General features: G+C 63.1%; 23 protein-coding genes and 2 riboswitches. Of the genes, 13 read left to right on the plus strand and 10 right to left on the minus strand.

Translation table 11 applies throughout. The annotated features are described in order from the left end of the window. Positions 1-3: 3 nt before the first annotated feature. Positions 4-1455, minus strand: coding sequence for an NAD-dependent succinate-semialdehyde dehydrogenase (locus FEU76_RS04810; RefSeq protein ID WP_144980863.1), 1452 nt, complete (start codon positions 1453-1455; stop codon positions 4-6). Positions 1456-1489: 34 nt separating this feature from the next. Beyond that, a complete protein-coding gene (locus FEU76_RS04815) occupies positions 1490-2905 on the minus strand; it encodes an APC family permease (protein WP_039175094.1) in 1416 nt (471 codons plus the stop codon). A 233-nt stretch (positions 2906-3138) separates the two neighbouring features. Between FEU76_RS04815 and FEU76_RS04820 the strand changes: the two genes are divergently transcribed. From FEU76_RS04820 to FEU76_RS04850, 7 genes are all read left to right on the plus strand, one after another. Beyond that, on the plus strand, positions 3139-4566 hold the full coding sequence (locus FEU76_RS04820) for an aminotransferase-like domain-containing protein (protein WP_096921986.1): 1428 nt from the start codon (positions 3139-3141) through the stop codon (positions 4564-4566). A gap of 34 nt (positions 4567-4600) precedes the next feature. After that, entirely contained in the window at positions 4601-5257 is a 657-nt protein-coding gene (locus FEU76_RS04825) for a transglycosylase SLT domain-containing protein (protein WP_052196287.1), read from the plus strand. Between the two features lie 11 nt (positions 5258-5268). After that, complete coding sequence (locus tag FEU76_RS04830) at positions 5269-6009, plus strand: sulfite exporter TauE/SafE family protein (protein WP_039175092.1); 741 nt, start codon at positions 5269-5271, stop codon at positions 6007-6009. Positions 6010-6185: 176 nt separating this feature from the next. Further along, positions 6186-6557 (plus strand): hypothetical protein, encoded by a 372-nt coding sequence (locus tag FEU76_RS04835; RefSeq protein WP_144980866.1) that lies wholly within the window; start codon positions 6186-6188, stop codon positions 6555-6557. Positions 6558-6747: 190 nt separating this feature from the next. Beyond that, the gene (locus FEU76_RS04840) at positions 6748-7866 is read left to right on the plus strand and encodes an alkene reductase (RefSeq protein ID WP_144980869.1); all 1119 of its coding nucleotides are present in this window, start codon (positions 6748-6750) and stop codon (positions 7864-7866) included. A 167-nt stretch (positions 7867-8033) separates the two neighbouring features. Beyond that, entirely contained in the window at positions 8034-8501 is a 468-nt protein-coding gene (locus FEU76_RS04845; RefSeq protein ID WP_144980872.1) for a TspO/MBR family protein, read from the plus strand. Positions 8502-8529: 28 nt separating this feature from the next. Beyond that, the gene (locus FEU76_RS04850; RefSeq protein ID WP_096921981.1) at positions 8530-9126 is read left to right on the plus strand and encodes a cell division protein ZipA C-terminal FtsZ-binding domain-containing protein; all 597 of its coding nucleotides are present in this window, start codon (positions 8530-8532) and stop codon (positions 9124-9126) included. Position 9127: 1 nt separating this feature from the next. Here FEU76_RS04850 and FEU76_RS04855 read toward each other — a convergent pair whose 3' ends face one another. From FEU76_RS04855 to FEU76_RS04865, 3 genes are all read right to left on the minus strand, one after another. Beyond that, complete coding sequence (locus FEU76_RS04855; protein WP_039175087.1) at positions 9128-10714, minus strand: ABC-F family ATPase; 1587 nt, start codon at positions 10712-10714, stop codon at positions 9128-9130. 114 nt (positions 10715-10828) lie between these two features. Then, positions 10829-11695: a sirohydrochlorin chelatase gene (locus FEU76_RS04860; RefSeq protein WP_096921980.1), complete on the minus strand. Its 867-nt coding sequence runs from the start codon at positions 11693-11695 to the stop codon at positions 10829-10831. 26 nt (positions 11696-11721) lie between these two features. Continuing rightward, positions 11722-11901 carry a hypothetical protein gene (locus FEU76_RS04865; protein WP_186299093.1) on the minus strand — a complete coding sequence of 60 codons (180 nt, stop codon included), beginning with the start codon at positions 11899-11901 and terminating at the stop codon, positions 11722-11724. A gap of 75 nt (positions 11902-11976) precedes the next feature. Here FEU76_RS04865 and FEU76_RS04870 point away from each other — a divergent pair, with 75 nt between their 5' ends. After that, positions 11977-12564, plus strand: coding sequence for a gamma-glutamylcyclotransferase (locus FEU76_RS04870; protein ID WP_144980874.1), 588 nt, complete (start codon positions 11977-11979; stop codon positions 12562-12564). Here the strand turns inward: FEU76_RS04870 and FEU76_RS04875 are convergent. Then, on the minus strand, positions 12555-13082 hold the full coding sequence (locus FEU76_RS04875; protein ID WP_054645337.1) for an HPP family protein: 528 nt from the start codon (positions 13080-13082) through the stop codon (positions 12555-12557). The two genes, FEU76_RS04870 and FEU76_RS04875, sit on opposite strands and share 10 nt — an antisense overlap. A 157-nt stretch (positions 13083-13239) precedes the next feature. Continuing rightward, positions 13240-13533 carry a hypothetical protein gene (locus tag FEU76_RS04880; RefSeq protein WP_016915216.1) on the minus strand — a complete coding sequence of 98 codons (294 nt, stop codon included), beginning with the start codon at positions 13531-13533 and terminating at the stop codon, positions 13240-13242. 128 nt (positions 13534-13661) lie between these two features. Next, a riboswitch (glycine riboswitch) is annotated at positions 13662-13752 on the plus strand. Next, positions 13753-13860: riboswitch (glycine riboswitch) on the plus strand. It abuts the riboswitch before it with no gap. Positions 13861-13919: 59 nt separating this feature from the next. Between FEU76_RS04880 and FEU76_RS04885 the strand changes: the two genes are divergently transcribed. Then, positions 13920-15161: a D-amino acid dehydrogenase gene (locus FEU76_RS04885; protein WP_039175082.1), complete on the plus strand. Its 1242-nt coding sequence runs from the start codon at positions 13920-13922 to the stop codon at positions 15159-15161. 48 nt (positions 15162-15209) lie between these two features. Here the strand turns inward: FEU76_RS04885 and FEU76_RS04890 are convergent, their stop codons facing one another. After that, positions 15210-15872, minus strand: coding sequence for a GntR family transcriptional regulator (locus FEU76_RS04890; RefSeq protein ID WP_096921976.1), 663 nt, complete (start codon positions 15870-15872; stop codon positions 15210-15212). A gap of 120 nt (positions 15873-15992) precedes the next feature. On the opposite strand from FEU76_RS04890, the gene FEU76_RS04895 reads away from it, so the two are divergent. From FEU76_RS04895 to madM, 4 genes are all read left to right on the plus strand, one after another. Beyond that, complete coding sequence (locus FEU76_RS04895) at positions 15993-17339, plus strand: malonyl-CoA decarboxylase (RefSeq protein ID WP_313955435.1); 1347 nt, start codon at positions 15993-15995, stop codon at positions 17337-17339. A 38-nt stretch (positions 17340-17377) separates the two neighbouring features. Further along, positions 17378-18922, plus strand: coding sequence for a malonate--CoA ligase (locus FEU76_RS04900; protein WP_144980877.1), 1545 nt, complete (start codon positions 17378-17380; stop codon positions 18920-18922). A gap of 189 nt (positions 18923-19111) precedes the next feature. Next, entirely contained in the window at positions 19112-19546 is a 435-nt protein-coding gene (gene madL, locus FEU76_RS04905; RefSeq protein ID WP_039175078.1) for a malonate transporter subunit MadL, read from the plus strand. Positions 19547-19561: 15 nt separating this feature from the next. Further along, positions 19562-20323 (plus strand): malonate transporter subunit MadM, encoded by a 762-nt coding sequence (madM, locus tag FEU76_RS04910; RefSeq protein WP_039175076.1) that lies wholly within the window; start codon positions 19562-19564, stop codon positions 20321-20323. Here madM and FEU76_RS04915 read toward each other — a convergent pair. Both FEU76_RS04915 and FEU76_RS04920 read right to left on the minus strand, forming a co-directional pair. Then, positions 20320-23388, minus strand: coding sequence for an efflux RND transporter permease subunit (locus FEU76_RS04915; RefSeq protein ID WP_144980880.1), 3069 nt, complete (start codon positions 23386-23388; stop codon positions 20320-20322). The genes madM and FEU76_RS04915 overlap by 4 nt on opposite strands. Then, positions 23375-24562: an efflux RND transporter periplasmic adaptor subunit gene (locus FEU76_RS04920; RefSeq protein ID WP_260851354.1), complete on the minus strand. Its 1188-nt coding sequence runs from the start codon at positions 24560-24562 to the stop codon at positions 23375-23377. The genes FEU76_RS04915 and FEU76_RS04920 overlap by 14 nt, the downstream gene beginning before the upstream one ends.

Genomic DNA, 24562 nt, shown 5'->3' on the forward strand with positions numbered 1-24562 from the left:
TCTTTACAGGCCGCCTACGCAGACGTATTTCAGTTCGGTAAATTCATCCAATCCGTGGTGAGAGCCTTCACGGCCCAACCCGGACTCCTTCACGCCGCCAAACGGCGCCAGCTCGGTAGAGATCAAGCCTTCGTTGACGCCGACCATGCCGTATTCAAGCGCTTCCATGGTGCGCCAGATGCGGCGGTAATCCGTGGCGTAGAAGTAGGCGGCCAGGCCAAACGGCGTGTCGTTGGCCATGGAGATGGCTTCTTCGTCCTGCTTGAAGCGGAACACCGGCGCGACTGGGCCGAAAGTCTCTTCATCGGCCACGGCCATTTGGGTGGTCACATCCGCCAGCACCGTGGGGGTGAAGAAGCGCTCGCCCGCCGCGTGGGGCTGGCCGCCGCACAGCAGCCGTGCGCCTTTATTTATCGCGTCATCGACGTGGCGCTGCACTTTATCCACCGCTGCTTGGTTGATCAGTGGGCCGATGATGCTGCCGTCGGCCAGGCCGTCGCCTACCTTCAGCGCGTTCACGCGTTCGGTGAGCTTGGCGACGAAGGCATCGTAAATGCCGTCCTGCACCAGGAAGCGGTTGGTGCATACGCAGGTTTGCCCGGCGTTGCGGAATTTGGAGGCGATGGCTCCGTCCACGGCGGCGTCCACGTCGGCGTCATCGAAGACGATGAACGGGGCGTTGCCGCCCAGCTCCATGGCAGTTTTCTTCACCGTGCTGGCGCACTGGGCAAGTAAGTGCTTACCCACCGGGGTAGAGCCGGTAAACGACACTTTGCGCACCCGCGCATCGGTGGTGAGCACTTCGCCCACGGCGGCGGGCTTGGAGGCCGTCACCACGTTGATGGTACCGGCGGGCAGGCCCGCTTCCAGCGCCAAGTAGGCGGCGGCCAGCGCGGTGAGCGGGGTGGCTTCGGCGGGTTTGATGACCACGGTGCAACCGGCGGCCAGGGCCGGGGCGCACTTGCGGGTAATCATCGCCAGCGGGAAGTTCCACGGGGTAATCGCGGCCACCACACCTACCGGCTCGCGCAGTACCAGCAGGCGCTTGTCGGCACCGTGGCTGGGCAGGGTTTCCCCGGCCATGCGCTTGGCTTCTTCGGCGAAAAACTCGATGAACGAGGCGCCGTAGGTCACTTCGCCCTTGGCTTCCGCCAGCGGCTTGCCCTGCTCCAGAGTCATCAGGCGGGCCAGGTCGTCGGCGTGCTCATTGACCAGCTCAAACCAGCGGCGCAGCAGGGCCGAGCGCTGTTTCACCGGGGTGGCGCGCCAGGCGGCACCGGCTTCGTAAGCGGCGGCCACAGCGTCGCGGGTGTCGTCGGCGCTCAAGTCCGCCACATGGGCGATGGTCTCGCCGGTGGCGGGGTTGTCCACCGCAAAGGTCTGCTGGCCCTTGCGCCATTCACCGCCCACCAGGGCCGGTACGGCATCGTGCAACCACTGTTCGATAAAACTCATGGCGTGCTCCTACTATTAGGGTGTTGGAAGGGGTTTATAGATCCGCCAGCATGTGGCGGTCGCTGTAGGCGCGGCCGTAGGTACGCAGGGCGTGGATGTACAGCCCCACCCCGAGCAAAGACCAGCCCGCGAAGATCGACCACTCCGCACCGCTCAGGGCCGCCGGGCTACCGGGCAGGTAGAGGCAGGCCATGCCGAAGGAGAGCACCACGGCCAGGGTGCCGCACAGCTTGCCGTGACGAATGCGGAACGGGCGCTCCATCTCCGGCTCGCGAACCCGCAGCACCACGAAGGAGATGGCCACGAACAGGTAGGCGATCACGATGCCCAGGCCACCGGCATTGACGATCCACACCAGCGCCGGACGGCCGAAAAACGGCGCGATACAGGAGAGAAAGCCCATCAGGAAAATGGCGTTGGTGGGCGTTTTATAGCGCGGGTGCAGCTTGGCAAACGGCGCAGGCAGCATGCCCGCTTTGGCCAAGGCGTAAATGGCCCGTGAACCGCCAATGTAGAAGGCGTTCCAGCTGGTGATGATGCCCGCAATACCGGCCAATACCATCAGGTTGCTGGCCCAGGGGGCGTTGAACAGGCTGCCCATGGCATCCGGCACGCTCAGGGAGCTGGCGGCCAGCTCGGTGCTGTTCAGGGCCAGACTGGTGGCCAGGATGATCAGCGCGTACCACACCACCGCCAGGATCACCGACATCATCAGTACCTTGCCGATGGCCTTGTACGGCAGGTTGATCTCTTCGGCGGCCTGGGGAATCACATCGAACCCCACGAACAGGAACGGCACCATGACCAGCACCGCGACGATGCCCGCCACCACGCCGGTATCGGCCTGGGTGAACAGCGGCATCATGTTGATGGTTTCGCCTTCGAACAGCGCCCCCGTGACAAACATGACGCCCACCAGCAGAATCATGCCCGTGACGACTTTCTGAATCAGCGCCGCGGTGGTTACGCCGAAGTAGTTGATGATCATCATGGCCAGCGAACCGCCCACGCCCACGGCGACCCAGGTGGCTTTCACTTCCCAGCCGGCGATGGTCCACAGGTGGCCCACGGCGTAGTTGGGGGCCAGGTGCTCGATGACCGTGGGCAGCGCCACGGCTTCGAACGCCACTACGCTCAAGTAGCCCAGAATGATGGCCCAGGTGCACAGGAACGAGGGCAAGTGGCCCAGGGCGCGGTAGCTGTAGACGTGCTCGCCGCCCACCCTGGGCATGGCCGAGGCCAGCTCGGCGTAGGTGAGGCCGACCATCACGATCGCCAGACCGCCGACGATAAAGGCTAAAATAGCGCCCAGGCTACCGGCGGATTGAATGGCGGTGCCGGTCAGTACAATCCAGCCCCAGCCGATCATCGCGCCAAAGGCCAGGGCCAATACGTCGCCCCGGGCCAGCACTCGGACGAGCTTGTCCTGTTCAGAAGAGGGAGTCGTCATTATCGTTTTCCTGCACGTTTTTGGAGATTATGGTTGGCGCTCTGGGCGCAGTGTCCTGATTCCGACAAGGGAATAACGTCACGCTAGCAGGTGGCTGCCAAACCGCGTAATGGACCACTTTGGCGTTCGACTAGACCACTTTTTTAATGCACCATGGAGGTGCATGTTCCGCATGATGCTTTCGTCTAAGAGGCTGATCGTGAGCGGCCTGGCAGAAAAAAAGAGGCAATTTCATGGATCGCGAGCGGGTGTTGCACCAATGCGTACAACTTTATGCACTGCAGCCTGAACGGCTCAGCAAGCAGGTACGAATAGAGCAGGCGCTGCGCCAGGCCATCATTCAGCAGTGGCCTGGTGGGCTGCGGCTGCCTTCGCACCGCGCCCTGGCAGAGGCCTTCGGCGTGGCCCGCCAAACGCTGGCCCTGGCCATGGCCACCCTGCAGGAGGAGCGCCTGCTGACCACCGGCCACGGCCAGGGCACCTGGACCTGCAAGCCCAGCGCGCCAGCGCACGAGCCCCCGCTGCCGCCTCGGCTTTCGCGTCGCGCTCAGCGCGTCTTGCAGGGGCCTGGGGCCAGCATGATTCAAAGCGGCGCTTTCGTGCCGGGCATCCCGGACATTGCCCAGTTCCCGATGCGCAAGTGGCGCCAGCTCTATGCCAGCGTCACGGTGCCGCAAAACGCCCTGCTGCTCTCCTACTCCACCGGCGGCTACGGGCCGCTGAAGCGGGCCATCCGCGAATTTCTGGCCCGCTGGCGCAATATTCACTGCGATACCGAGCAGATCATCATTACCGACGGCACCCACAATGGCATCGAGCTGTGCGCCGTGGCCCTGGCGGATGTGGGCGACACGGTGGCCATGGAGTCGCCCTGTTACTGGGGCGCGCGCAACGTCTTCACGGCGGCGGGCTTGAACATCGACATGCTGCCCTGGCGGCCGGACACGGGCCATACGCTGCCCACCGCTTCCAGCCCGGTCACGCTGGCTTACCTCACCGGCTCGCACCACTACCCGCTCAGCGTGCCGACCCGTGCTGCCCACAAGCAGCGCTTGTGCGAGGCGCTTGCGCCCCGCTACGTGGTCGAGGATGACTACGAGTTCAACCGGGACGATCATGCCAATCTACTTTTTGATACCACCTCTGAGCGCCATTTGCTGGTAGGCTCGTTCTCCAAGATGATGTTTCCCGGCCTGCGGCTGGGCTATCTGGTGGTGCCACGCCACTTGGCGGGGCCGATGAACCGCCTGCGCAGCGAGCTGTTTCGCGAGGGCCGCATGCTGGACCAGGCGGTGCTGGCCCAGTTCATCTTCGACGGCGACCTGGATGCCTGGTGTCGGCGTATTCAACGGGATTATCTAGGCCGCCAGCAGGTGCTGCACGACCAACTGTGCTCGCTGCCCCAGGTGCGCTCGGTCTCGCCGCCCAGCAGTGCCATCAGCCTGTGCGTGGAGTTCGCGCCGGGCGTCAACGACGTGGCCATCGCCCAGGCGCTGCTGAAAGAGCACTTGATCGTGCGGCCTTTGAGCCCGGTGTGCGCCGCCTCTGACCCTCGCGTGGGCCTGGTGATGGGGGTGGGTATGCTGTCGGGGGAAACCCTGGCACGCGAAGCGCAGCGCCTGCGCCGCTGCCTGGAACCACTGCTGCGCCAGGGGCACTGACCCCGTATAACCATTTATTCATAAGGAACGTCCTATGCATCGCCCTGTTGATAACTCTCTGGCCTGGCGCCTATGGTTGAGCATCGCGGCGCTGTTGCTGCTGTCGGGGTGTGCCTCATTGGCGCCCAGCCCGCCACAGGACCAGAGCAACATCTGCGAAATCTTCCGCGAGCAGCCCAGCTGGTACGACTATGCGCGGGAGTCTCAGGAGCAGTGGGGCACGCCGATTGCCACCCAGATGTCGTTCATTCAGCAGGAGTCCTCGTTCCGTAGCCATGTGCGCCCCGACCGCAAGCGCTACCTGGGCTTCATTCCCGGCCCGCGCCCTTCATCGGCCAGGGGTTATGCCCAGGCACAGGACCCGGTGTGGGGCGAATACCGCGACCAGGCTGGCAGCATGTTTGCGCGGCGCACTCACATGAAGCACGCCACCGACTTCATCGGCTGGTACAACGCCCGCACCCGCGCGCAAACCGGCATTTCCCTGAGCAACCCCGAACACCTTTATTACGCCTACCATGAAGGCGCGGGCGGCTATCAGCGTGGCACCTACCGCAATAAGCCCCACGTGCTCAGCGCGGGCCGCCAGGTCGCCCAGCGAGCCGGGCGTTATCAAGCCCAGCTGAACAGCTGTGAAGCCGAATTTCAGTGTCGACGCTTCTACCAGGTCTGGCCCTTTTGCCGTAGCTGAGGGCACGCATCATGACCCTGTTGGTAGGTAGCTTATTCGTTGGCGTGGTGTTTTTTACTTCCCTGCTGTCTGGCGTGTTTGGCATGGCGGGCGGGCTGGTGTTGCTGTGGTTTCTGCTGGTGATCTTCCCGGCGGGCACCGCCATGGCCGTACATGGGGTCATTCAGCTGACCGCCAATGCGTCGCGGGCGTGGCTATCGCGACACTTCATCGTCTGGCGGATCGTGGCGCTCATGACACTGGGGGTTACGAGCGCCGCCGGGTTACTGCTGCTCTTCAACTACGCACCCAACGCGGCGACGGTGTCGCTGCTGATCGGCCTGATGCCGCTGCTGGTCTGGATGCCCAAACACTGGTTTCAACTGGACGCCAAACGTCCCAGCCATGCCGTGTGCTGCGGCCTGGCCTCCGGCGGCCTGACCATCGCCGCCGGGGTGTCTGGTCCGCTGATCGACATCTTCTTCGTGCGCTCCCACATGGACCGCCGCCAGGTGGTGGCCACCAAGGCGATGATTCAGGTCGTCGCTCACTCCATCAAGATCATCTTTTACCTGGGGGCAGCGCTGGCACTCAGCGCTGGCGAGTGGGCCATGGTGTTGCTGGCTGCGCCCTTTGCCATGCTGGGCACCCAAACCGGCACGCGGATCCTGCACCGCCTGACCGATGCCAACTTCCGCACCTGGACCCGCTGGATCGTCACCGGCATTGGGGTGTTCTACTTCCTGCAGGGGGTTTACCTGCTGACACGCTAAGCGTTGATGGCACTTACAGCACCCATGGGTTGGCGAATGTCAGCCTGCCCGCTCATAGCCTGTGATTGACACTGCGATTGAAGGAGGCTATCTTCACCAAAGATGCAAATGAGAAACACTCTCTTTTTAGCCATCCCCCTGGCAGAGAAAGAGCCGTTGAGGTGAAGGAACGTCCCATGACCAGTGAACAGCGCCAGCTTCGTCAAACCCTGCTGTTTTTACGCACGTCGTTTGAAGCCGTTCAGCACTCGATTGCAGGACGGCTGGAAGACCCGCTGCCCTGCTGGCTGGATAGCAGCATGCTCTCCCTGCTCTCCCGCGAGCTGACCCGCTGCTGCCAGCAAGCCAAGCCGCTGTTCGCCCCGGCGGTGGTCGAGCAGCTGTTCATCGCCTCGCAGCAGTGCGACCTGCTGCTCAAGCAGTGCCCCGGCGTGCTCAGCAGCGCCGTCTGCCACCGCCAGCTCAGCGCTATCATGCTGCCGCTCACCAGCGCCATCGGGCAGATCGACACGCCCGCCAAGCGCCGCTGGCCTTGGCAGCGCCAGTGAATCAAACACCTGCTCTTCCCTTGCCCTTCCCCGCTTAATTTCCTCCGGAGGGGTTTTGTTTTGCTGAAGCGTCCCCACTAATACGTTCATAGGTTAATCGTTGGCACTGGCTCAATCATTGGCACCAGGTAGTAAACTGGTCTATTCTTTTGCCACTGTCACTCTCACCGCGTTACAAGGAGTTTGCCTCATGGCGTACGAAACGCTGCTGTCCCCCACCACGCTGGGTAGCCTGAATCTTCCTAACCGCGTCATCATGGCGCCGCTGACCCGTTCGCGCACGCCGGATAGCGTGCCGGGCAAGATGCAGGAAGCTTATTACGGCCAGCGTGCAGGCGCGGGCTTGATCATCAGCGAAGCCACCAATATCTCCCCTACGGCTCGTGGCTATGTCTATACGCCCGGCATCTGGACCGATGAGCAGGAAGCGGGCTGGAAAGGGGTGGTGAATGCCGTGCATGCCAAGGGTGGCCGGATTGCCCTGCAGCTATGGCACGTGGGCCGCGTTTCCCATGAGATGGTGCAGCCCGATGGCCAGCAGCCGGTTGCCCCCAGCGCCCTGAAAGGGGAAGGCGCCCAGTGTTTCGTCGAGTTCGAAGACGGCACCGCGGGCCAGCACCCCACCAGCACGCCCCGCGCGCTGGAGACCGACGAGATTCCCGGTATCGTGGAGGATTACCGTCAGGCGGCCATTCGCGCCAAGCGGGCAGGGTTCGACATGGTCGAAGTACACGCTGCCAATGCTTACCTGCTGAACCAGTTCCTGGCCACCGGCACCAACCAGCGTACCGACCAGTACGGCGGCTCGCTGGAAAACCGTGCCCGCTTCCCGCTGGAAGTGGTCGATGCCGTGGTGGAGGTGTTTGGTGCTGAGCGTGTCGGCATCCGCATGACGCCGTTCATCGAGCTGTTTGGCTTGACCGACGACGAGCCGGAAGCCATGGCGTTCTACATGGCCAAAGAGCTTTCCAAGCGCGGCCTGGCCTACTTGCACCTGAACGAGCCCAACTGGGCCGGTGGCGATATCAACTTCCCCGATGGTTTCCGCGAGCAGATGCGCGAGCGCTTCAGCGGCAGCCTGATCTATTGCGGCAACTACGACGCCGAACGTGCCGAAGCGCGCATCAAGGAAAACACCACCGATGCCGTGGCCTTTGGCCGCCCTTACATCGCCAACCCGGACCTGCCGGAGCGTTTCCGCATCAACGCTCCGCTGACCGAGCCGAACCACGAAACCTTCTACGGCGGCGACGAAAAGGGCTACACCGATTATCCTTTCCTGGATAACGGTTACGACCGTATCGGCTAAGCATTTCAGGCCAACGCGTGTTCGGGGTTTCCCCACCGGGGGGAACCCTTAAGCATGAAAAGCATCACTCAGGTGGTGCTTTTTTTATGCCTTGAACGCGTGAAACGCTGTTAATCTGTTGATTCTATCGTTTTAACGCGATACCCCTACTGCTGGAGAGGTCGCTCATGTTCGGTTCTTTGATGGCGCTGCTCGTCTCGCTACTGCTGGTGGGAGCCGCCGCCATGACGGGGGCACGCTTTCGCCCTGACGGCTGGTACCGGGCACTGCGCAAGCCCCGCTGGACACCGCCCGACCTCGCTTTTCCCATTGCCTGGGGTATTCTTTACCTGCTGATGGCCATCGCGGCATGGCGGGTCTACATGACCGAAGATGCGCCTCTGCGCAGTGCCAGCCTGGCCGTCTATGGCGCGCAATTGCTGGCCAATGCGGCGTGGTCCTGGCTTTTCTTTGGGCGCAAGCGTATTGCGGCGGCGCTGGCGGATATCGTGCTGCTGTTGGGGTTGATTACGCTCACCATCGCACTATTTGCCCAGGTCAATGCCCTCGCTGCTTGGCTGATGGTGCCTTACTGGCTATGGGTCGCGCTGGCCCTGGCGCTCAATGCTTCCATCTGGCGGTTGAATAGCGCCTAGGCGTTAACGGACAACAGGGATTCACTCCATGGATATGACTTCTCTTCCCGTACTGCTGGCTTTCGCCTCCTTGTTACTGGGCGTGGTGGCCGCGTTGATCTTCATCTACGTCGTCATGCCCAAGCGGCGGCGTGCCAGGGAAAAGGCCGTAGAGCCCACCCCCGCCGTGGCCAAGGACACCACGCCCCCGCCCGCTGAAGAGCCTCCGCCGCCGCCGTCCACCAAACGAACCGGCAAGGTAAAACAGCATTCGCTGTTCGTCATCTTCAATCAGCCGGATGCCTCGACCGATGCCCGACTGACCGAGTGGCTGAGGGAAAAAGGCGCCCATTACGATGCCATCAAGAAAGTCTTTCTGATCGACGGCCAGCAGCCCTCCAACCCCGTCACCGTGGCCAATGCCTTTCCGCCGGGGGAAATGCCCGACCTGCTGAGGGGCGAAACCCACGAGCCGATCCGTGGTGTGAGCCTGCTGGTGAAGCCGCCGCTGCATAAACGTCGCAATCAGCAGATGCACGTGTATGTAGAGCTCGCCAAGGAGATGAACGAGACCTTCAGCGGCGACATGCTGGACGCTGACCGAGAACCGGCCAGCGAATCCACTTACGCGCAGATCATCGGCTGACTCAGATCACGCCCTGGCTGCGCAGGTAGTCGTCGTAGCTGCCGCTGAAGTCGACGATGCCCTCCGGCTGCATGTCGATGATGCGCGTGGCCAGGCTGGAGACGAACTCGCGGTCGTGGCTGACGAACAGCAGCGTGCCGGGGTAGTTCTCCAGCGCCAGGTTGAGCGCTTCGATGGACTCCATGTCCAGGTGGTTGGTGGGCTCGTCCATCAGCAGCACGTTGGGATTGGTGAGCGTTAACTTACCGAACAGCATCCGCCCCTGCTCGCCGCCGGAAATCACCTTCACCGATTTGCCGATATCGTCGCTGGAAAACAGCATGCGGCCCAGCGCGCCGCGCACCACCTGCTCGCCCCCTTTGGTCCACTGGCTCATCCACTCGAACAGGGTGGCGTCATTGGCGAAGTCGTCGGCATGGTCCTGGGCGAAGATGCCCAGCTCGGCGGCGTCGGTCCACTTCACTTCGCCAGCATCGGGGCGCAGGTCACCGGCCAGGGTTTTCAGCAGGGTGGTTTTACCAATGCCGTTGGGGCCGATAATGGCAATCCGCTCACCCGCTTCCACGGTCATGGAAAAACGCTTGAACAGCGGCTCGCCGTCGTAGCCTTTGGTAATGGCATCGACGTTTACCGCGTTGCGGTGAATCTTCTTGTTCTGGTCGAAACGAATGAACGGACTGACGCGGCTGGAGGGTTTGATGTCTTCCAGCTTGATCTTGTCGATCTGGCGCGCCCGGGAGGTGGCCTGCTTGGCCTTGGAAGCGTTCGCCGAGAAGCGGCTGACGAACTGCTGAAGCTCGGCAATTTGCGCTTTTTTCTTGGCGTTGTCGGCATACTGACGCTCACGCGCAGCGGTGGCCGCCGTCATGTAGTCGTCGTAGTTACCGGGGAACAGGGTGATCTCGCCGTAATCCAGGTCGGCCATGTGGGTGCAGACGCTGTTCAGGAAGTGGCGGTCGTGGGAAATGATCACCATGGTGCTGCTGCGCGCTTTCAGAATATCTTCCAGCCAGCGGATGGTGTTGATGTCCAGGTGGTTGGTGGGCTCGTCGAGCAGCAGTACGTCCGGGTCGGAGAACAGTGCCTGGGCCAGCAGCACGCGCAGTTTCCAGCCGGGGGCGACTTCGCTCATGGGGCCGGTGTGCTGCTCCAGCGGAATGCCCAGCCCCAGCAGCAGCTCGCCCGCGCGGGACTCGGCGGTGTAGCCATCCAGCTCGGCATACTGCACTTCCAGGTCGGCCACGGCCATGCCGTCTTCTTCGCTCATCTCGGCCAGCGAGTAGATCCGCTCCCGCTCGGCGGCTACTTTCCACAGCTCCGCGTTGCCCATGATGACGGTGTCGATCACCCGCTCGTTCTCATAGGCAAACTGGTCCTGACGCAGCTTGCCCAGCCGCGTGCTGCTGTCCAGCATCACCTGCCCTGAGGAGGGCTCCAGTTCGCCGCCGAGGATTTTCATGAAGGTAGACTTGCCGCAGCCGTTGGCGCCAATCAAGCCGTAGCGATTGCCGTTATTGAACTTGACGGAGACGTTTTCGAACAGGGGCTTGGCCCCGAACTGCATGGTGATATTGGCGGTTGCGATCAAGATAGAAACCCTGGTTGGCGAAATAGCCCTGGTGGAAGAGCGGCACGCGTGCAAAAGCACGCGATTCTACGCGCCTTTGGGCGGCGTTACATCTCCTCGGCGCGTTTCCGGTCGTCAGGCGTTTGGCGGCTGGGCGGGCATTTCCAGTAGAAAGCGTTCGCCATCAAGTGCTTGGCGAAGTCGCGTGGCCAGGATATCGACAATCGCAGGATGCTCGCCCACCAGCGCCGTCGGCCGCACCCGCAGGCCTGGGTGGCGCTGTTCGGCGGCGGCACAAATCTCGGCGATGTCGCCACCTTCCCCGGCATGGCGGCCAGGCGAGAGAAACAGCATGGCCAGCACCACGTCGCCGCTGGCGCTGAACTCGGGCGTATCCAGCAGATGCTCCAGCAGCGGCTCGTTGAAGCGGTATGCATCGCCTTCTCGGCGCTCCATGGAGGCTGCCGCCACGCAGTGCACGTCATCGGCCAGCAGCGCGCTGAGCTGCCCCGCCAAGCGGTTGCGTACGGCAGTGACTTCCGGCAGCGGGCTGCCGTGGTCTACCAGCGCCACCCTGGCCGCCTGCCGATCGGGCAACTGCGCGCGCACGTGATCGGCCAGCAGCGCGGCCAGGCGCAGGTCGTTACCGCCCCGCTCGTCCACCAGCGGCTGGGCAACGCGTACTTTCACCTGGGGAAAACGGGCCTGCAGGGCCGCCATCCGCTCGGGCAAGTAGCCGGTCAGCGCCTGGCTGGGGCCAAAGAAGTACGGCAGCACGATGATCTCGGTGGCCCCCGCTTCGGCGCTGCGCTCGGCGGCGGGGCCCAGGGTAATGGCCGGAATACCATCGACCTCTTCAGCAGGAATCTTGTTGGAGTGCAGCAGCGAAGCCGCTTGAACGGTGTCGCCCACCTGTTCGCTCAGCGCTGCCGCCACCCGGCGCAGGCTGTGGGTTGCCTGAGGCCGCAGAGAGCCGTTATCGACCAGAAAAATAGCGCGCATCGGGTTCATCCTTTTCAATCGGAGCGTTAATGAGCCGCCAGTACGTCTGCCGCCGCCACGGGAATGGCCGCGTGGCGGCGCAGGTCGAGCACATAGCGGTCGCGGGCGTAGAGGCCGCCGCTGCTCAGTGAGAGGTAGCCTAGACGGTCGTCGTGATGCACATCCACGCCCGCGTCATAGAGCACTACGTCTAGCTGGTAAATCAATCGTATAACCCGGATGATGAACCACCGTTAACGCCATGCGCGTGCAGCCACTTTGGTCACAAATGTAGATCGCTTATGTTGCTTGATACCACGACGTTAAACCAGCAAAGAAACTTCTTCGACGGCCATGCGGATATCTGGCTTTTTGGCTACGGTTCGCTGATCTGGAAAGCCGATTTTGACTATTTAGAGCGCCGGCCTGCAGCGATTACCGGCTGGGCGCGGCGCTTCTGGCAGGGCTCCCACGACCACCGCGGCACGCCGGACGCGCCGGGGCGAGTGGCGACGTTGATTCGGGCCGAAGGCACGGTGTGTCACGGCATGGCCTACCGCATCACCCCAGAGGTGCTCGCACCGTTGGATGTGCGGGAGAAAAACGGCTACCTGCGGGAAAAAGTCACGCTGACGTTTTTGGATGAAACGGGTAACCCTGACGCCGACCAAGCGCCTAGCGAGGGGCTGATTTATCTGGCCAGCGAAGACAACCCGGCGTTTTTAGGCGATGCCCCGCTGGCCGATATCGCCCAGCAAATAGCCCAGGCCTATGGCCCCAGCGGCCCCAACAGCGCTTACTTGCTGAACCTGGCCCAAGCGCTGCGCGAGTTGGGCACCGAGGATGCACATATTTTTGCCCTGGAAGCGCAGCTACAGCGCTACCAGTAGCGCGGATAGCGGCGGTGGCGCGCCAGGTTATTGACCAGAATCGCTACCACCAGCATGACGATGCAGCCTGCGCCAATGGGGATCAGCGGATACCACCAGCCCAACTGATGCACGCTGGCACCGCCTGCCACGGCAATCAGCGCAGCGGCAGCCCCTGGCGGGTGAACGGTATGGGTAAGCTGCATGACCAAAATGGAGAGCGACACCGCCAACGCCATGGAAAGCGGCGTGGCCCCCAACAGTTGGTAGCAGCCCACGCCCACACAGGCAGAGAGCACGCTGCCAAACAGCACATGGCTGGGCTGGGCAAAAGGGCTTTCCGGGGCGGCGTAAATCAGCACCGAGGTTGCCCCGAACGAGCCCACGATCAACAGCTGCTGGGAGAGCCACTCGGCGCTTAGCCAGCAAATCAGCGCCATGCCAGTAAAGGCACCCAGCCACGACCAGCAGGCATCTCGCCAGCCTACCCGGGGGCGCGGCGTTCGTTCTCCGCGCATCTTGCCAAGATACGTTTTCATCGCACTCGCCTTTGCACAAAAAGAGTGCAAATGATGACAAAATGCACCAAAGAAGCAAATGACAATGCGTCATGGATAGATGAGATTCGCTCAAGCCAACGTTACCGAAGTCAGCCGGACGAGCCGACATCTTAGCGTTTGCCCTCCCGCCGCGGCGCTACATCATCAGCCACGACAGGATGAACAGGCCGATCAGCGTGCGGAAAATGCCGCCAATAATGGAGCCACGCAAAAACGCACGCAGCCCGCCCCACAGTACCAGCAGGCCAATCAGCAGAATCGCCAGGCTCAAAAACGAGTCGTTGATGCCCAGCGAGCGCGTCAGCCCGCCGATGAAATCGTCGAAGGCACCGAAAAAGTTGGTGAAGATACCCAGCAAGAACTCGACCACGATGCGGATCGCATCGCCAATCGCCTCGCCAATGCCCTCAAAAAATCCGTTTGCCTGCATGCGCTTTTTCCATTGCTCGAAGGGATTCGCTATTGTCAGCGAAAACGCGGTGGCTGGCAAAGCAGCTGCTGCTCATGTTTCCACCTTTCGCCTATTCCCTTTTTAGCACCGTCGCGTTACAACGTCAGTATGCCATCGCGGGAGAGACTGGTGCCTGCCACCAGCGCCGAAGGAGCAACGACCCCGGAAACTCTCAGGCCAACGGACCGCGACGGCCATCCATGACGTTCCGAAGAGCGGTTGATGACTGCGTCACTCAGCCCACCGAAGGAGCAAGCGCCATTCCAGCGGCGTGAATCTCTCAGGTTCCATGACGGAAGGGGTACGCCCGGCCAATAGGCTGCCGGGGGTATCGCCCGACGCTCATACAATCTGTGGAGAGACTCATGCAACGCATTGCCATCATTGGCGGTGGGATCACTGGCATCACCAGTGCCTACGCCCTCGTAAAGCGCGGTTTCGACGTCACCGTCTTCGAAAAGCATCGCTACGCCGCCATGGAAACCTCGTTTGCCAACGGTGGGCAGCTGTCTGCCTCCAACGCAGAGGTGTGGAACCACTGGCCCACGGTCATCAAGGGCCTGCGCTGGATGCTCAAGAACGACGCCCCGCTGCTGGTGAACCCGCGCCCGAGCTGGCACAAGCTGAGCTGGTTTGCGGAATTCATCGCCGCCATTCCTCGCTATGCCGACAACACCACCGAAACGACCCGCCTGGCCATCGCCGCCCGAGAACACCTGTTCCAGTGGGCCCGTGACGAGCAGATCGATTTCGACGTGAAGCAGAAAGGCATCCTGCATATCTACCGCGACAAGGCAGGCTATGAGCATGCCGCCAGGGTATCGCAGCTACTGCACCAGGGCGGGCTCGAACGCCGCGCGGTGACCCCTGATGAAATGCGCGCCATCGAACCCACACTGGCCGGCAGCTACTACGGCGGTTTCTTTACCGAAAGTGACGCCACGGGGGATATTCACAAGTACACCAATGGGCTGGCGAAAGCCGCTGCGAAACGCGGCGTGCGCCTGAACTACGGCCATCAGGTGACCGACCTGGGCGCCGATGAGAACAGCGCCTGGGTCAAGGCGGTGGTCGATGGCGAGGCGGTGCAGCAAAGCTTCGACAGCGTGGTGGTGTGTGCCGGGGTCGGCAGCCGGGCGGTGGCCGCCAAGCTGGGTGATCGCGTCAATATCTACCCGGTGAAGGGCTACTCGATCACCGTGCAGCTGGACGACGAAGCCTCGCAACAGGCCGCCCCCACCGTGAGCCTGCTGGATGACGAAACCAAGCTGGTGACCAGCCGCCTGGGCAACGACCGCTTCCGCGTGGCGGGCACCGCAGAGTTCAACGGTGCCAATCGCGACATTCGCAACGACCGCATTCAGCCGCTGGTGCGCTGGGTGGAGCAGTGCTTTCCCGGTGTCAGCACCCAGCGGGTCGTACCCTGGGCTGGCCTGCGCCCGATGATGCCGAACATGCTGCCCAAAGTGGGCCCGGGCCGCTTGCCGACGGTGTTCTACAACACGGGCCACGGCCACCTGGGCTGGACACTCTCGGCCATCACCGCCGAGATGCTGGCGGATGCGGTGGATACCACCGTGGCCACACCGCTGGCGGCCTCGCGGTAAGGCTGGCACCTGCGCTCCCTGCCGGGCGCCGATCAGGCGCCTGGCAGGCTACGCCCTTTTGAGCTGCTGCACCGACGCCACCAGGTCATTGAAGCGCTCCCCCTGAATCATCACATGGTCGCGCAGCAGGGTTTCCGCCTGCTGGGCCTCCCCTGCCGCTATCGCCGCCACAATGGCGTCGTGCTCGGCAAACGAGCTTTCCAGACGCATGCGCACCTGTAGCTGCATTCTGCGATAAGGCTGCAGGGCGGCATGCAGCCGCGCGGCCTCCTGCGCCAGGAACTGGTTATGGCTGGCTTCGTAGATGCGCTGGTGAAACAGGCTGTTCTCGTAGTAGTAACCATTGCTGTCGCCCGCCTCCACCTTGGCCTGGCAGGCTCGGTGAACGTCCTGCAGCAGCGCCAGCTCGTCGGCAGTAATGCGCCGCGCCGCCAACCGGCCGCATAGCCCCTCCAACTGAGCCATCACCTCGAACCGCTCTACCAGCTCTGAAATGCTCAGCTCGGTGACGAAAGTGCCGCGCTTGGCGACCACCTGCACCATGCCCGACATGGCCAGCTGCTGAATGGCTTCCCGAATGGGCGTTCTGGAACATTGATACTCCAGCGCGAGCGCATCAGGGTCCAGGCGGTCGCCCGGAAGAAAGCGCCCTTCCACGATGGCGTCTTCCAGTAGATCGCGCAGTCGATGTGCCTGTGACACCTTAGCCATAAGTCGCCTCTGTTTCCCTTGACTGAAATATTTTAAAAGTCTATTTGTTATATATAACACATCGCATCGAAACATCCTTGCAGCCACAATCTCATAACAATCATGCGCGGAGCCAGATGTATGCAGATGAACATGACGTTTCTACAGGGCTTGCTCACGAACATCAGTGAACGCACCCGCACCAAATACCGCTCGGTGACCTCCTACTCGCCCGAGGTGCACCTCAAGGGGCTGTTCGACGCTTGTGAAAAGCTGATGCTGCCAGGTGGCGAAGCCACGCAAATACTGACCGCTCAAGCAGCCCTTAGCCACTATAGCCAATTGACCGAGCAGGAACAGGACGCGTTTTTCTCGCTGCTGGCCAATGCCTACTCGGCTGACCCCGAACAGATACACACAGCCTACCAAGTGTACCGCGAGCGCCAGGACAACGAAGCCCTGGCACGGCTTTTCAGCGCCTGCGAGCCCCGGCGGCAAGACCTGCTGCGCCGCCTCAACCTCTGCCCGGGAGGCACCTACGAGCTGGTCAAGATGCGCGCCAACCTGCTGAAACGGCTCAGCGCCTCGCCCTCCTTTGCGGCCTTGGATGCCGACTTTTCGCATCTTTTCAATTCGTGGTTCAACCGCGGCTTTCTGGTGCTGGAGAGCATCGACTGGAACACCCCGGCGGCCGTGCTGGAAAAACTGATCCGTTACGAGGCGGTGCATGAGATCAGCGACTGGACCGCGCTGCGCCGCCGCCTGGACCCGGAAGACCGCCGCTGCTACGCCTTTTTCCACCCTGCCACGGGCGATGAGCCGCTGATTTTCGTGGAAGTCGCGCTGTGCAAGGGCATTCCCGACAACGTCCAGGCCATTCTGGAGAACGAAGAAGAGCTGCCGCTGGCCGACGCCGACACCGCCGTGTTCTACAGCATCAGCAACTGTCAGGCGGGGCTCAAGGGCGTTTCCTTCGGCAACTTCCTGATCAAGCAGGTCGTGCAGGAGCTGAGCCGTGAACTGCCCCAGTTGAAGAACTTCGTCACCCTTTCCCCGGTGCCCGGCTTTGCGGAGTGGCTGGCCACCCAGCGCCGCTCGGGGGCGGTCACGCTGCCCGAAGCGCTGGAACAGCAGTTGGAAGAAGGCACGCTAGCACAGCACGATACGCCTTCCGCGAACCAGAAAGCGCTGCTGCGCCTGGTGGCTTACTACCTCACCGAGGTCAAACACAAGAGCGGCCAGCCGCTCAACCCGGTGGCCCGCTTCCACCTGGGGAATGGCGCCAGCCTGCACCGCCTCAACTGGCCCGCCGACACGTCCCCCAAAGGGTGGCAGCAGGCCCATGGGGTGATGGTCAATTACCTCTACCAGCTCAATCGCATCGAGCAGAACCACGAAGCCTTCAGCCAACAGCAGAGCGTGGTATGCACCAGCGACATTCGCCGCCTGGCAAGCCAGGCACAGCACTACATGACCGTCGAGGCCTAGGCATGACCCTGACTTCACTACAACAACAAGGACCCACCATGAACCATAATCTTTTCAGCCTGTTCTACCCCCACTTCGAACGCCAGCCTGACAAGGTATTGATGGATACCGACGATGGCCGCCAGTATCGCTATCGGGATGTGCTCTCGACCAGCCGCCGCCTAGCCAGCCGATTACGCGCCTGGGGTCTTCAGCCCGGCGACCGCATTGCCGTGCAGATCGACAAAAGCCCCGAGATGCTGATGCTCTATCTGGCCAGCCTGCAAGTGGGGGCGGTGTACCTGCCGCTCAATACGGCGTACACGGGCAAGGAGATCGCTTACTTTCTGTCCGATGCCGAGCCGCATATTTATGTCTGCCGTCCCGACGACCTCGACAGTGCCACCCAGCACGGCGAGGCCAGCGGCGTCACGCATATCGTCAGCCTGGGCACCCAGGCTGACGGCAGCTTGATGCACGACCTGGCACAGGTGGAGGAAACCAGCGACGTCTGCCAGGTCGGGCCGGACGATCTGGCCGCCATTCTTTACACCTCCGGCACCACGGGACGCTCCAAGGGCGCCATGTTGACCCACCGCAACCTGGCGTCCAATTGCCAGGCACTGACCGAAGCGTGGCACTACAGCGAGCACGACCACTTGCTGCATGCCCTGCCCATCTTCCATACCCACGGCCTGTTCGTGGCCTGTAACATCACGCTGGTGAATGGCGCCTCCATGACCTTCTTGCCCAAGCTGGAGGTGGAAGACCTGATTACGCGCATGTCGAAGGCAACGGTGTTGATGGGTGTGCCCACGTTCTACACCCGCCTGCTGCAGTCACCCCGGCTCGATCGGCAGGCCACCGCCCACATGCGGCTGTTCATCTCCGGTTCTGCACCCTTGCTGGCCGACACCCATGAAGCCTTCGAAGCCCGCACCGGCCATGCGATTCTCGAGCGCTACGGCATGACCGAAAGCAACATGAACACCTCCAACCCTTATGACGGCCAGCGTCGGCCGGGAACCGTGGGCATGCCGCTGCCCGGCGTGGAAGTGCGTATTACCGACCGTGAGTCGGGCACCCCCCTGGCAGATGGCGAGACCGGCATGGTGGAGCTGCGCGGCCCGAACGTCTTCAAGGGGTACTGGCGGATGCCCGAAAAGACGGCCGCCGAGTTTCGGTCAGACGGTTTCTTCATTACCGGTGACCTGGGAAAAATCGATGAGCACGGCTACCTGAACATTGTCGGCCGCGACAAGGACCTGGTCATTTCAGGCGGTTACAACGTTTACCCGAAGGAAATCGAAGCCATTATCGATGACCTTCCCGGGGTGCTGGAGTCGGCGGTGGTTGGTGTCCCCCATGCCGACCTGGGCGAAGGCGTGGTCGCCGTGGTGGTCCCGGCATCCCCTGACCAGGTGGATGAACAGCCGATTCGCGCCGCCTTGGCAAACGAGCTGGCCAAGTACAAGCAACCCAAGCACATCGTGTTCGTGGAAGCGCTGCCCAGAAACGTCATGGGCAAAGTGCAGAAAAACCAGCTGCGCGAGCGTTACGCCGACACCTTCGAGCGCCACGCAAGCCACGCGGCCCTGTCTTAGTCATAGCACTTAGTCCTGGAACTTAGTCCTGGAACTTAGTCCTGGAACTTAGCCATAGAACCTAGCCACAGAACACGCACGAATTCCCCACTGACGGGAAAGGTGGCGCCGCTGCGACCGAGGAAACCAGACACGGCGGCCCATCGAACACGCACTACCTAACAACAATGACAATAGAGGAAAATGACCATGGTGATTTACGGTGTTGCCCTGCTGGCAGGGTGCATGCTGGTGGGCCTTTGGGCCGGTGACGTGCTGGGCATGATGCTCGGCGTTACATCCAATGTTGGCGGTGTGGGTATCGCCATGTTGCTGCTGATTTTTCTGGGCGGCTATCTCATGGACAAGAAGAAAATGCCGGCCAGTACCGAGAGCGGGATCACGTTCTGGAACGGTATGTACATTCCCATCGTGGTGGCCATGGCCGCCAGTCAGGATGTCGCGGCGGCGCTGGATGGCGGCATGATCGCCATTCTGGCGGGCTTCGTGGCCGTCATGGCCAGCTTTTTGGTCATCCCCCTGTTTGGGCGGCGCGAGCCAGCCGTCGATGACGGCGACGAAGCCACAAGCCCAGCTGCCGATGCCCAACCTCACTCCCGCCCAGCGCCCAGCCAAGCGCGCTAACCCGAGGCTTTGACGATGATCGAATCACTGTTTACGCAACTGGAACGACAGCATCTGGTGGCGGCCTTTGCCCTGGTGGGCGGTGCCATGTATCTCTCCTACGTGCTGAGCGACAAGCTCACCAAAGGCCGCGTGCATGGCTCTGCCATTGCCATCATGGTCGGCCTGGCGCTTGCCTATGTGGGCGGGATCACCACGGGCGGCAGCAAGGGGCTGGCCGACATCAGCCTGTTCGCGGGGCTGGGCCTGATGGGCGGCGGCATGCTGCGCGACCTGGCCATCATCGCCACCGCCTATGGCGTTCGCTTTCAGGAGATTCGCACGGCGGGCATGAGCGGCGTCGTGGCGCTGTTTCTTGGCGTGGTGCTCTCGTTCGTGGCCGGGGTCGCCGTGGCCTTCGCCTTCGGTTACCGGGACCCGGTGTCCCTGACCACCATCGGCGCAGGCACGGTGACTTATATCGTCGGCCCCATTGCCGGGGCTTCGATCGGGGCGTCCTCGGACATCATTGCGCTGTCGATTGCCGCAGGTCTGGTGAAGTCCATCCTGGTGATGATCATGACGCCCGCCATGGCCCGGCACATTGGGCTCGACAACCCCCGTTCGGCGATGATCTTCGGTGGCCTGATGGGCACCACCAGCGGGGTCGCGGCGGGCCTTGCCGCCACCAACCCGCGGCTGGTGCCCTACGGCGCCATGACGGCGACCTTCTACACCGGGCTGGGTGCCCTGCTGGCACCGTCGGTGCTCTACCTGGCGGTGCGGGCCATTTTCTAACCGCGAGCAACAGTCCCCCTCGCCACCCACAAGCGATACAGCGCGGGCGTGAAGAAGAACGACACCAGGGTGGCGAGCAACAGCCCAAACCCGACGGTTTGCGCGAAGGGGGGCCATAGCCCCCCAGCCGCCAACATGAGCGGGATCAACCCGGCAAAGGTGGTGATGGTGGTCGATGCGATGTGCCGACTGGTCGGGCCGCTGATCACCGCCAGCATGGCCGACAGATCACCCTGGCGAGCGGCCGGGTCGTCATCCAGGGCAGCTATCAGGATGATGGCCGCGTTGATGGCCACCCCCACCAACCCCATGATGCCCACGATGATCACGAAGCCAAACGCGTGGCCGCTCAGCAACAGGGCCACGATTCCCATGCCGGTGGCCTGGGCCCCGGCAATGAACACGATGGCCGCGCGACGGAACGAGTTGAAGGCCAGCACCACGGTAGCCACCATGGCGATCACCAGCAAGACCACCGAGGCCAGCAGCTGGCCCACCGCCTCGTCACGCTCGGCTGCTTCGCCGCCGGTCTCGATACGGTACCCGGGGGGCAGCACCAACGTACCATCCGCCTGGGCGGCCTGAAGTTTGGCATCCAGCTGTGCCATGGACACCGCTGGCAGCGCATCGGCCACGAGGAAGCCTTGCACCAGCTGGACGCGTTCGGCATTTCGCCGGGTAATCACGCTCCAGGCAGGCATCAGGGCGGTATCGGCAACGGCTGCCAGGGGCAGCCCTTCACTGGCCTGGTCGCTGACCAGACGCAGCGCCGCCAGCTGCTGGGCATCGCTGCGCCACTCCGCCGCGTAGCGTACCCGCACGGGAAGCTGCTGCGTGTCTTCCAGCATCTGACCTGCGGGCTGGCCGGAGAGCGCCGCGCTGACCTGATCGGCCAGGTTTTGATACGTCAGCCCCACATCCCCCAGGGCCGCCTGATCTACTTGCAGCGTCAGCCTGGGCAAGTCGCGCTGCATCCCGACACGAACGTGGGTCACCTGAGGCAACTGGTGCATCAACCCGGCCAGCTCCTGTCCCAGCTGCGACAGCACCTCCAGGTCATCTCCATACACCCGCAGCTCGATGGGCGCCTTGAACGGCGGGCCTTGTTCATATTTTCGTACCACGATCTGGGCTTGGGGAAAGTGCTGGTCGAGCGCCTGCTGCAGGCCCGGCACTTCGCGGTTGGTCACGTCCAGCGACGTGGTATCCACGATCAGGTGCACGAACGCCGGGTTATTGTCCTCCTGGGTCAGCACGTTGTAGTACATCATTGGCGCGCTTTCGCCGATGAAGGCCGATACTCGTACGACGCCGGGAACCTCGCGAACCTGGCGCTCCACGTCCTGGGCCAGCGCCTGGGCATTGGCCATGCTGCTGGCCGCCGGTAGCCTCACCTCGATATGGAACTGGTCGCGGTCGGCGGGCGGGAAAAACGCCACGTCGAGGGTCGGCATCAGCGCCATCCCGCCAAGCGGCACACACAGGGTCATCACCATGGCGGCGACCGGGTGGCGCAGCGCGCTGGCGACCGTCCCGCGAAAGGCGCGTTTGATGGCATTGTCACGGGGCACACGGGCGCTATCGGCCACTTTGGCCAGCAGCAGCGGCGAGAGCGCCGGCACCAGCAGCAGCGACACCAGATACGAACTGACCAGCGCGACCATGACGGCCATGGCCAGCGGCCCCACGAACTCCCCGGCAGGGCCGGGCATGAGCACGATGGGCATGAAGGCCAGAATGGTGGTCAGCGTACTGGCCAACAGCGGCACGGCAAGATGACGCAGCGTATCGCGGGTGGCCGCCAGCACCGAGTCGCCCTTCAGGAAGCGCTCGCGCAGGGCGTTGGTCATGACAATGGCGTTATCCACCATCAGCCCCAGCGCCACGATAATACCGGTGATGCTCATCTGATGGATTTCCATGCCCAGCGGGCGGAAAAACGCCAGGGTCAGCAACGCCGTGGCCGGGATGGCCAGCCCGACGGTCAGCGCCGAGCGCCAGCCCATGCTGAGAAAGAGAATGGCCACCACCAGAACCAGTCCCATCAGCAGGCTCAGCGCCACATCACCGAGCCGTTGCTGGGTGTAGCTGGCCTGCTCGAATACCTCCTCTACCGCCAGCCCGACGGGCAGCTCCTCGGCAAATTCGGCCAGCTGCTGTTGAGCGCGCTCGACCCAGGCATCGATACGCTGGCCGGGTGCCATGCGTGCGCCAACGAAGACGGCTCGCTCACCGTTCAACAGTGCCACGGCAGCGGGCGGGTCCTGGACACCACGGCGCAACTCGGCGATTTCGCCCAGCCGGACACTCTGCCCCTGGCGGGTCGTGATGCTGACGTCACGCAGGCGGTCCAGCGCATCGAACTCGCCGCTCATGCCCACGGTGAGGCGGTTTTGCTGGGTGATGACCTGACCCGCCGTGCGGCGCCCGTCGCTGGCGTCGATGGCCGATGCCAGTTGGCCCACCGAAAGCCCCAGCGCATTCAGCTCCAGCGGGTCGACCAGCACGTCGACCTGTTCGCCCGCCACGCCAAACCGATGGGTATATTCGGTGCCTGCCACGCGACGAAACTGGTCTTCCAGCCGCTCGGCGTAACGCTCCATCAGTTGGGCGTTGGCGGGCGTGTCCTGTGTCCAGCGCAGCGCGGCCACGAGGCTGAAGGCGTAGCCACGATCATCCAGCAGCTCGGGGGTTTGCACACCGCTGGGCAGGGAGGGGGCGATATCGCTGAGCTTGTCGCGCACCCGGCTCCATATCGGCACCACCTGGGTGACGCTATCCTCCAGCTCCAGGCTGATCACCGCGATGCCCGGCCGCGAGGTCGACTCCAGTACCTTGATCTCGGCAATGGTGCGCAGCTCGTCTTCGATGGGGCGCGCCACCAGCGCTTCGATCTGCTCGGGCGTGGCGCCCGGAAACGGCGCCAGTACGGTCGCCATGCGCGCCACCAGGTGGGGGTCTTCTGCGCGGGGCAGGGTATTGATCGCCGAGAGGCCCGCCACCACCAGCAGGCCCAGCGTCAGCGCCAGCAAGCGCCGGTTGAACAGCCACTCAATGCGCGGCATGGGCAATGCCTCTGGCTAACGTCACCTGCTGACCGGGCACGATACGGTGAGCCCCCTGGGTGATCAGCTGCATGCCCGGCAGCAGCGTGCCACGCACGAAAGCGCGGTCGCCTTCGGTATGCAGCAGCTCGACGCTGGCGGTGGCGACGCGGTAACGCTCGTCTTCCAGCGGTTCGGCAATCAGTACGTTCCACAGGCCTCGGTCGCTGGCACGCAGGGCCGACAGCGGCACCCAGTACCCTTCGGCAGGCTCGGCCAGCGTGTAGGTCAACGTCGCCAAATCGCCGGGCACCACGTTCTCGGGGTTCGCCAGTGCCACGACCAGCGTTTGTGTTCGGCTGTCGTTGTCCACCTGGGCCAGCCGGGCGCGCACGTCACCTGCGAAGGCTTGCCCGTGCACCGTTATCGTCACCGTATCCCCCGCCGCCAGGGAGCCCGCCAACCGGGCGGGCAGGCCAATGTGAGCCTCTAGCTGGCGGGTATCGACGAGATCGAAGGCCGCCGTGCCGCTACTGACCAGGCTGCCCACGTCCACCTGCCGAGCCACGATTTGCCCCGCAAACGGCGCCGTCAGCGTGCTGTCCGCCAGATCCGCCGACAGGCTCTCCTGTTCGGCGGCCAGAGCCGCCAGCCGCGCCTGCTGACTGAGACGCTCGGTTCTCGCCTGGTCCAAGGCCGTGCGGCTGGCAAAGTTGCTCTGATTCAACTGCGACTCGCGCTCTTCCTGGCGCTGGGCCAGCGCCAGCGCGGCACGCGCCTCTTCGCTGCGCGCCGCCACTTCGGCCAGGCGGCTTTCCAGGCGGCGGGTGTCCAGGCGAGCCAGCACCTCGCCCTGTTCCACCCGATCACCGCGATCGACGCGGATGTCGATGACCCGCCCGGCAGGTTCGAAGGCCAGTGACACCGACTGGCGCGCCACTACTCGCCCGGTCAGCTTCACCTCGCGGCGCATTTCAGTGGCCAGCTGCAGGGGCTGGGTAGCCACCTGGAGCAAGGCGTTGTCGGCCCCTTGCTGGCGCAGCTGCTGGGCGCTGGTGTGTTGACTGGTGAGCACGACGACCACGGCGGCAGTGGCGCCCACGGTCAGCAGAGCCGCCAGCACGCTGCCCAACCAATATCGCCTTGTTTTAGTGTGCCTGCCCAGGTGGTGCGTACCCAAGTTGTGCGTGCCCAT

The organism is Halomonas sp. C22 (assembly GCF_007655045.1).
Taxonomy (GTDB): domain Bacteria; phylum Pseudomonadota; class Gammaproteobacteria; order Pseudomonadales; family Halomonadaceae; genus Vreelandella; species Vreelandella hamiltonii.